The sequence below is a fragment of the Streptomyces boncukensis genome (genome assembly GCF_011045075.1).
GTDB classification, from domain to species: domain Bacteria; phylum Actinomycetota; class Actinomycetes; order Streptomycetales; family Streptomycetaceae; genus Streptomyces; species Streptomyces boncukensis.
In genome coordinates this window covers 1-8509 of sequence record NZ_JAAKZZ010000335.1, presented here as the reverse complement: position 1 = coordinate 8509, position 8509 = coordinate 1, and the positions used below count along the sequence as shown (strand labels likewise).

Below are 8509 nucleotides of genomic sequence, written 5' to 3'. Positions count from 1 at the left end.
CGCCGACGACTGGGGGTGGCACCGGCTCACGTACGCGGGGAAGTACGTGTGGTGCGACGTCGGGCCCGGGGACGGGGACGGGGACGGGGCACCGGGTGTCCCGCGCGAGTCCGGACCGTGACCGCGCCGCCCGCGATGGGCTACCGTCGTGGGCGATGTCCGCATCGCTGCGTGCCCTCGTCCAGGGTGAGACGGCCGCGTCGCTGCCGCGGGCGGAACGCCTCGCCGCGGCCCGCGCGGTACGCCTCTACTTCCAGCGCCCCGAGCATCCCGGGTTCCTGGTGACCGAGACCGGGCCGGACGGCCCCGCCGTGCCGGTCTTCAGCTCCCTGAGGCTGCTGGCCCTCTTCGCGGGCCCGTGCGCGTGGGCGTCCACCACCGCGGAGGACCTCGCGGAACTGCTGCCCGAGGGCGTCAGCGCCCTGGTGGATCCGCTGGGGCCGGAGCCGGGCCCGTACCTGCTGGACGCGGCGGCGCTGCGCGGCACCGGCCCGTAAGCCCGCCGGAGGCCCGCCTCGGTCAACGAAGGCGCGCGGAAGGACAACGGCTCCGGCTGCGTCGGGGGCATCTTGATGCGACAGGGTTCGTCTTGTCGCATCAAGACGGCGTGACGGAAATCGCCATCAGCGCAGCCCGCTCGCAGCTCGGCGATCTCGTACGCCGAGCGGCACACAGGCGTGAGACCATCGCGCTCACCGACCACGGCCATGTCGCAGCCCTGCTCGTGTCACCGCACGTAATATCTGGCAGTGGCCGAGTACCAGCGGCGCAAGGCCGAGGGCACGTTGGAGCCGGGCGTTCCCATGGCCGAGGTCCGCAGGCGGCTCGGCCTGGAGAAGAGGTAGACGACGTGCCTCAGCTGTCGGTGAGGGTCTCATCCTGAGTGCCAGGCGACTTCGATGGCGCGGCGCCCAGGATGAGAAAGTCTCAGGGCCACGGACGGGAAGCGAGGCCGGCAGCTTCCTCCGTACCGGCCGCGCGCTACCCCGCCCCTGGCCCGAAGTCCTCCTCGAAGTAGCTGTCGTGCCGCACACGGAACTCCTTGAGGTGCTCGCTGCCGCGCTGCGCCACCTCCGCGACTCTTTCGAAGAACTCCTCGCGCGGGGCGCCCGGGGAGAAGAGCATGAGCATCGACATGGGCTCGTCCGTCGCGTTCCTGAAGGCGTGCAGGCCGCCGACCGGCACGTACAGGAAGTCACCGGCGCGGCCCGTCACCCACGTGTCGCCGTTGAAGAGCTCCAGTTCCCCGGAGAGAAGGTAGAAGGACTCCGACATCGCCTTGTGGAAGTGGGGCCTGGCGCCGGCGGCCCGCGCCGCCAGGTCCACCTTGTACAGGCCGAACTCGCCGCCGGTCGACTCGTGTGTGGCGAGGTAGCGGTAGGCGTCACCGCCGGGCGAGGTGAAGTCCGGCGGGGCGGCGGCGGTGCGGAAGGACGCGTTCACCGTGCCCCGGTCCGCGTGGTAGCGGGGCTCGGGATACTGCGGGTCCTGCAGGTCCTGCGGGTAGGACATCGTGCGCTCCTTGTGGTTGAGGTTCCGGCATGCGGGTCAGGTCGTGGTCAGGCCGTGGTGACGACCTCGTCGTAGGCCAGGCGCGGCAGGCGGGGGAACCAGGCGTCCGGGCCGGGGCGGCCGATGTTGACGACCATCAGCGGGGCATGGTCGTCGTCCAGGAACTCTTTGCGCAGACCATGGGCGTCGTAGCCGGTCATGGGGCCGGCGGCGAGGCCCGCCGCGCGGATGCCGATGAGGAAGTAGGCCGCCTGCAGCGCCCCGTTCAGGGCGGCGGCCTGCTCGCGCACCGGCCGCTCGGCGAAGTGGGTGTCCTTGGCATCGGGCGCGAACGGCGCCAGTTTGGGCAGTTCCTGGTGGAACTCGTGGTCGGTGGCCAGGATCGCGACCAGTGGCGCCATGGCCGTCTTGGCCTGGTTGCCCTCGGCCATGTGGGCCAGCAGCCGTGCACGGGCCCGGGGCGTGCGGACCAGGACGATGCGCAGCGGGGACTGGTTGAACGCGGTCGGACCGTACTTGATCAGGTCGTGCACGGCTCGCATCTGCTCGTCGGTGACCGGCTCGTCGGTGAAGGTGTTGGCGGTGCGGGCCTCGCGGAACAGCAGGTCCTGGGCGGCGGGGTCGAGCTGCAGGGACACGGGTGCCTCCAGAACACTCTTTCAATCCAATATTTTTCGACATTGAAAGACCAGCACAGTTGCTAGTTCGATGTCAAACCTTCTATGGTTGAAGCAGTTGCCGGAAGGGGTGCGGACATGACGGACGCGGCGGACCTGATCATCGAGCAGTGGCGCAGCCAGCGCCCGGAGCTGGCCGACGGGCTGAAGGCCGTGGAGGTGCTGGGCCGCATCCAGCGCATGCAGCGCGTGCACGACCAGCACTTCAAGGAGCTCAGCGACGAGTTCGGCATCACCATGGGCGAGTTCGACATGCTGGCCGCGCTGCGCCGCTCCGGGCCGCCCTACACGCTCAGCGCCGGCACCTTCGTCAAGGCGGCCATGGTGAGCCCGGGGGCCATCACCAACCGCATCGACCGCATGGAGGACAAGGGCCTGGTCGAACGGGTCCGCGAGAGCGCCGACCGCCGCTCCGTACAGATCCGCCTCACCGAGCCGGGCAAGGACCTGATCGACAAAGCCATCGCGGCCCACCTGCGCGGCTACGACCAGATCCTTTCCGTCCTCACTCCCCAGGAGCGCGAACAGCTCGCCCTGGGGCTGCGCAAGATCCTCGAAGCGCAGGGCGACACCACGCTCAGCTGACCGCAACCCCGCGGGGCCGCCCGGAGCGCGTCGTCGGCAGAAGAGGAAGAAACTGGTGCGATGACCAACCTGGAGACTCACCCTCATCCGGAAGTCCTCGGTCACGACCGGCCCTGCACGGCGGTGGAGGTCCTCACGCCGCGCCTGGTGCCGCTCGGCGGCGTGCGCGCTGCGACCGTGCACCGGACCCTCCCGCAGCGGCGGAGGTCGCTGGTGGGGTCGTGGTGCTTTCTGGACCACTTCGGTCCCGACGACGTCTCACAGACCGGTGGGATGCAGGTGCCCCGGCATCCGCACACCGGGCTCGCGACGGTGTCCTGGCTGTTCGCCGGGCGCGTCGGGCACCTCGACTCCGGCGGCAACACGGCCTCGGTGGTGCCGGGAGAGCTCAACCTGATGATCGCGGGCCGGGGCATCACCCATCAGGAGCTGAGCGACCCCGGGTCGAGCACGCTGCACGGCGTGCAGCTCTGGTACGCGCTGCCGGACGAGACGCGTTTCGGCGAGAACGCGTTCGTGCGCCACGTCCCGGAGCCGGTGGCGCTTCCCGGCGGCGCGGCGCGCGTGTTCATCGGCGAGCTCCTCGGCTCGGCGTCCCCGGTCGACACCCGGACGCCCGACCTGCTCGGGGCCGAACTCGTGCTCGAACCCGGCTCCTCGGCCCGGCTCACCGTGCGGGCCGACTTCGAGCACGCCGTCCTCGCCGAGCGGGGCGAGGTCACGGTGAACTCGGCCGTCGCCCGCCATCGATCGCTCGCCTACGTCCCTCCCGGATCCGAGACGCTGGTCATCGCGGCAGGCGACACGGAAGCCCGCGTCCTCCTGCTGGGCGGCGTCCCGCTCGGGGAGCAGATCGTGATGTGGTGGAACTTCGTCGGACGCAGCCACGACGAGATCATCGAGTACCGGCGCCGCTACCAGGCCGAGCTCGGCTTCGAGACCGCCGATCCGGTCGACGCCGGCAAGCCCGCGCTGTTCGGCGCGTTCCCACCCGGTCAGCCGCCGCCGCTGCCGGCGCCCCCGCTGCCGAGCTCCCGGATGCGCCCGCGCGCGTAGGGGGGGTTGCGGCGGGCCCGTGGCCCCGTTGACGACGGCGCGGACGCGGGGACCGTCCGGGTGCTCAGGCGGTGCGCGGGCGATGCTCAGGCGGTGCGCGGGCGGTGGGCCCGGACGTCGACGGGCCGTCCGTCGGGGTCGCGCGCCGTCATCGTCCACTGCGTGGGCAGGGTCTCGATCGGCCCGACCGGCCACCCGGCGCCCAGGATGCGCTCGCGGACCTCGCACAGGCGCGCGTGGGTTCCCACGCGCAGACCCCATCCCGCCCGGCGCAGCGGGTCGAGGTCCGTGCGCGGAGCGGTCGCGGTCTCGACGATCATCAGGTGGTCGTCGCCGCCGACGTCGACGACCGCGATCCGGGGATCGGAAGAGGTGGCCGCGCGCTCGAACGCCAGCGCCGCGCCGAGCACTTCCGTGTAATACGCCACGAGCCGGTCCACATCCGTCGTGGGCAGCGCCAGATGGTTGATTCCGAAGAGATCAGGCATGGTGCCCCCCACTGTAGGGCGGCGGTGGAGCGGCGATGACGTCGTTCCCCCTGGCTACACCCCCGTCCGGAGCCGGGACGCGAGGCGGGCCTGCAACTCCGGGTGTCCGGCCAGGCCGTCGGACACCCAGGAGTCCGCGGCCGGGGCGAAGACCTCGTCGGGCGCGGCGTCCCAGTCCAGTGCGCCGAACGGCGGCTCGGGGTCGTACTCGGCACCGAACTGGGCCAGCCGCGCGACGTCCTCTCCGGCCAGCTCGGCGACCAGATGCAGCGCCATGTCGATCCCCGCGGACACCCCGGCGGCGGTGAGGAAGGGGCCGTCCTGGACCCAGCGCTCGTGCACGGGAGCGGCGTCGAACTCCGCCAGCAGCTCGTGCGTGGTCCAGTGCGTGGTGGCCCGGCGGCCCCGCAGCAGCCCGGCCGCCCCCAGCAGCAGGGAGCCGCTGCACACCGAGGAGATCACCTCCGCGTGCGCCGCGGCGCCGCGCAGATAGCCGAGCAGCGTCCGGTCGGTCATGGCGCGGAAGGCCGGTGCCGCGCCGCCCGGCACGACCAGCACCTGGGGCGCGGGCACCTGCGCGAAGGTGTGGCTCGGGGTGACGCGCAGCGCCGTGTCGGTCTCGTACGTCCGGATCCGCTCGCCGACCACCGTCACCCGGTACCCGGGCCTCAGCCACTCCAGCATGCTCAGGATCGTCAGCGGCCCGGCCAGGTCCAGCGGGGTGAGTCCCGGGAACACCACGCACGCGATGGTCTTCGTGCCGGTTGTCCCCGTGTCCGATGTCCCCGTGTCCGATGACTTCGTGTCCGTTGTCCTCGTGTCGTCGCTCATGGGGGCCAGCGTCCCCGGGGCCGCACCCTGCCGGGGGCGCCATGTCCGGAATCCTGCGCAGCGCGTCCGGCGGCCGGGGGCGCCCGGCGGAGCCGGCGGCGGACGCGGTCCGGGGACGCGCAGTAGCCTCGCCGGTGTGCGGAAGACGGTGATCGTGGGTTACCAGGGCGCGGATCTGCTCGATATCTCCTGCCCTTCGGAAGTGCTGCACGCGGCGAACCAGGCAGCGGCCGACCGGCGGTACGAGATCGTGCCGGCTACGGTGGACGGCCGCCCGTTCCGCTGCGACTCGGGCCTGACCCTGGCCGATGTGCACCGGCTGGACCGGATCGAGGGCCCGCTCGACACGGTCATCGTGGCGGGCGGCCTCGGCCACGAGGAGGCCGCGGCGGACGGCCGGCTCCTGTCCCAGATCCGCGGGCTCGCCGCCCTCAGCCGGCGGGTCGCTTCGGTCTGCTCCGGCGCCACGGTGCTGGCCGCGGCCGGGCTGCTCGACGGCAGGCGCGCGACCACCCACTGGCAGTACGCGCACGCCTTCGCGAAGCAGTATCCGCGGGTGACGGTCGACCCGACTCCGCTGTTCGTCAAGGACGGCAACGTCTACACCTCCGGCGGGGTGACCAGCGGGCTCGATCTGGCCCTGGCCTTCGTCGAGGAAGACCACGGGCCGTCCCTCGCCCGGCAGGTCGCCAGGAACATCGTCACCTATCTGCAGCGGCCGGGAAACCAGGCCCAGGTCAGCATGTTCCTCGCCGCACCGCCGCCCGAACACCGGGTGGTCGCCGATCTCGCGGCCCATGTCGCCGGCAGCCTCGACGCCGACCTGACCGCGCCGGTACTGGCCGCCCGCGCGGGCATCAGCACCCGGCATCTCGCCCGGCTGTTCGCCGCCCACCTCGACAGCACACCCAGCCGGTACGTCCGCGCGGTCCGCACGGAGGCCGCCGCGCAGCTGCTCTCCAGTACCGAGCTCCCGCTCACCGCGGTCGCCCGCCGCTGCGGCTTCGGTTCGACCGAAACCCTCCGGCAGGCGTTCCTCGACCACTACGACACCCCTCCCTCGGCGTACCGGCGCGTGCACCGACGACGCACCTGCCGCCCCTGACACCGGCCTGGTGGAGCGCGAGCGGGGCGGTGACGCGAATTGAAGCGGTCTCCGTGAACTGCGTCGACAAGAACCCCGCGATGTCACCGTGTGGCGCTCTGCCGGGCAGAACCCCACGTGGTCGCGCCCAGCAGCAGGCCCCAGATGAGGAACCACGGGTCCCACAGGAACAGATGCCAGTCGAACGCCTTCCAGTCCACGTCCGCCGATGCCTCGATCACGCCCGCCTTCACCAGCGCCTGCCCGACGACGAGCGATCCCCCGTACAGGACGAGGACCGCCGTCGCTCCCCACGACAGGGCCAGCAGAGTCCATCGCGGCAGCCGCTTCCCCCACTTCCGCACGAGCGCCAGCCCCAGCACGGCGGCGATCAGCTTCAGCCCGGCAGTCAGCCAGAGCACCGCGACCATCGTCGGATCGCGAGCCCGACCCCACCGCTCCAGATCACCGCCCACGGTGTCCAGCCCGGCTGTACCACCTGCCGCCCAGTACGCGCTGACCAGCGCATACAGCAAACCGAGCCCGAAGGCTGCACAGCCACACCACACCAGACGAGCCTTCTGCGGCACATGGTCACGCGTCACATCACAATCATCGCAAAACAGAGTACTTCTGATGGAAACGCTCCAGTCGATGGCCGCGCTCCACGGGCCGGTCCACATCCGTCGTGGACACCGTCGGAGGGGCGCCCGTCGACGGACGTCGACGAGCGCCCCCTCGTGCGGCCCCGGGCCTACATCGGCGCCTGCCGGAAGGTGGCGGCGGATGCCGCGTCGAGGGCCGCGACCGTACGGCGGTAGCGGTGCCGCGCGTCCGCCGGGGTGGTGCCGATGACGACCGTGGCGAGCTTGCCGAAGTCCGGCAGGGCGCCGAGCATGTGGAAGATGGTGCCGCAGCGGTCGCGGGGGTCGTACAGAACGCCCTCGCGGTAGCTCGTATCGAGCAGGTGCTCTGCCGTGAGGGCGCGGTAGGCGGCGTGCCGCAGCCGGTCGTTGGTGACGTAGTAGCGGGGCTGGCCGTCCGGGGTGAGGTAGTCGCCGCTGCCCGGGTCGTAGGCACCCTCCACCGCGCCGAGGAGGAACATCAGCGGCGCGGTGCCGCCGCCCATCCGCAGGTTGATCTCCACCGCGTAGTGCGCCCACCCGTCCGGCCCGCGCCGGCCGTTCGGCGCGCCCTCCCGGCCAGCGGCCCCGGCAGCGGCCCCCGCGGCGGTCCCGGCCGCCGCGCCGCGCCGCGAGACGAAGTCGACGCTCGCGATGCCGAGGGCGCCCTTGGCGGCGAGCGCCCGCCCGGTGCGCAGGCCCAGCTCGTGCAGGGAGTGGCGGTAGGCGGGGTCGGCGGGGGCGACGGCGCCCGCGTACGTCTGGTTCGCTTCGCCCTCGAACACCTGGTCCTGGCTGGAGACCACCGGGGCCTCGCCCCCGGGGGTGACCCGCACCTGGACGGACGGCGAGCGCAGTTCGGAGCCCTCGACGCGCTCCTCGACCACGCCGCCCATCTCGTCGAGCTTCCCGGCGAAGTGCTCCCAGCTGTCGGGCGGCGTCGCGAAGGTGACCAGGGCGGGCAGTTCGCGGCGGATCCAGCTCTCGGCGGAGCCGGTGCGCGGCGCGCCGCCGAGCGGGAAGAGGGCGTTGCCGCCCGCGCCGAAGCCCTCGTTCAGCTTGATGACCGCGGTGCCGACGTCCGGGTGCGCGGCGCGCAGCTCGGCGAGCGCCTTGACCACGTCGTCCCGGTCCCGCAGCCCCTCCAGGCCGCGCGGCACCGGGACGCCCGCCTCCTGGAACAGCGCGCGGGCGCCGCTCTTGGAGCCGAGGAAGGACAGGTCCGGGTCGCACGCGTACAGCGGGGCGCCCAGCCGCAGCGCCAGGGTCCGCTCGAACGGGGAGCCGTTGAAGGCCAGGACGCAGGCGTCCGCCGGGTCCGGCGGCAGCAGGCGGCGGATCCGCGCCACCAGCCCCGGACGGGCGAGGACCTTCCGGGTGAGCGGCTCGGGGGACGCGTCGCCGCAGTGCAGCAGCGTGAGGCGGCGGCGCGCGTGCCAGACGGGGAGCGCGCGCACCAGGCCCAGCGCGTAGTCGACGATCAGGTCAGGCAACGGCTCGCTGGTGACGTACACCAGCCGCCGTCCGGGGTCGCGGAGCAGATGCAGAAAGGAGAGCATCCGCTCCTCGTAGTGCAGCACTCCGGGGATCTTGCTCATGCCCGCCTGGTCCAGGGTGAAGCTGGGCACCACCACGACGGTGCCCGGCCCGCCC

General features: G+C 72.4%; 10 protein-coding genes and 1 pseudogene. 5 read left to right on the top strand and 6 right to left on the bottom strand.

Annotated elements, in window-relative coordinates; genetic code table 11:
- Positions 1-155 precede the first annotated feature (155 nt).
- On the top strand, positions 156-497 hold the full coding sequence (locus tag G5C65_RS25685; protein ID WP_165301306.1) for an SseB family protein: 342 nt from the start codon (positions 156-158) through the stop codon (positions 495-497).
- Between the two features lie 110 nt (positions 498-607).
- Positions 608-845 (top strand): annotated as a pseudogene (locus G5C65_RS25680) (type II toxin-antitoxin system Phd/YefM family antitoxin).
- Between the two features lie 136 nt (positions 846-981).
- Here the strand turns inward: G5C65_RS25680 and G5C65_RS25675 are convergent.
- Both G5C65_RS25675 and G5C65_RS25670 read right to left on the bottom strand, forming a co-directional pair.
- Entirely contained in the window at positions 982-1512 is a 531-nt protein-coding gene (locus tag G5C65_RS25675) for a cupin domain-containing protein (protein WP_165301305.1), read from the bottom strand.
- Positions 1513-1559: 47 nt separating this feature from the next.
- Positions 1560-2150, bottom strand: coding sequence for a malonic semialdehyde reductase (locus G5C65_RS25670; RefSeq protein ID WP_165301304.1), 591 nt, complete (start codon positions 2148-2150; stop codon positions 1560-1562).
- Positions 2151-2267: 117 nt separating this feature from the next.
- Between G5C65_RS25670 and G5C65_RS25665 the strand changes: the two genes are divergently transcribed.
- Positions 2268-2774 (top strand): MarR family winged helix-turn-helix transcriptional regulator, encoded by a 507-nt coding sequence (locus G5C65_RS25665; protein WP_165301303.1) that lies wholly within the window; start codon positions 2268-2270, stop codon positions 2772-2774.
- A gap of 60 nt (positions 2775-2834) precedes the next feature.
- On the top strand, positions 2835-3830 hold the full coding sequence (locus tag G5C65_RS25660; protein ID WP_165301302.1) for a pirin family protein: 996 nt from the start codon (positions 2835-2837) through the stop codon (positions 3828-3830).
- Positions 3831-3916: 86 nt separating this feature from the next.
- Here the strand turns inward: G5C65_RS25660 and G5C65_RS25655 are convergent, their stop codons facing one another.
- Together G5C65_RS25655 and G5C65_RS25650 are read right to left on the bottom strand one after the other, a co-directional pair.
- Entirely contained in the window at positions 3917-4318 is a 402-nt protein-coding gene (locus G5C65_RS25655; RefSeq protein ID WP_165301301.1) for a VOC family protein, read from the bottom strand.
- Positions 4319-4372: 54 nt separating this feature from the next.
- Positions 4373-5059 carry a DJ-1/PfpI family protein gene (locus G5C65_RS25650; protein WP_338146654.1) on the bottom strand — a complete coding sequence of 229 codons (687 nt, stop codon included), beginning with the start codon at positions 5057-5059 and terminating at the stop codon, positions 4373-4375.
- Between the two features lie 226 nt (positions 5060-5285).
- On the opposite strand from G5C65_RS25650, the gene G5C65_RS25645 reads away from it, so the two are divergent.
- Positions 5286-6254: a GlxA family transcriptional regulator gene (locus G5C65_RS25645; protein ID WP_338146653.1), complete on the top strand. Its 969-nt coding sequence runs from the start codon at positions 5286-5288 to the stop codon at positions 6252-6254.
- An 83-nt stretch (positions 6255-6337) separates the two neighbouring features.
- Here the strand turns inward: G5C65_RS25645 and G5C65_RS25640 are convergent, their stop codons facing one another.
- Both G5C65_RS25640 and G5C65_RS25635 read right to left on the bottom strand, forming a co-directional pair.
- Entirely contained in the window at positions 6338-6916 is a 579-nt protein-coding gene (locus G5C65_RS25640; protein WP_165301299.1) for a DUF3995 domain-containing protein, read from the bottom strand.
- Between the two features lie 71 nt (positions 6917-6987).
- Positions 6988-8509 (bottom strand): peptide ligase PGM1-related protein (locus tag G5C65_RS25635; RefSeq protein WP_241266050.1); only part of this gene is annotated, 1522 nt, incomplete at its 5' end.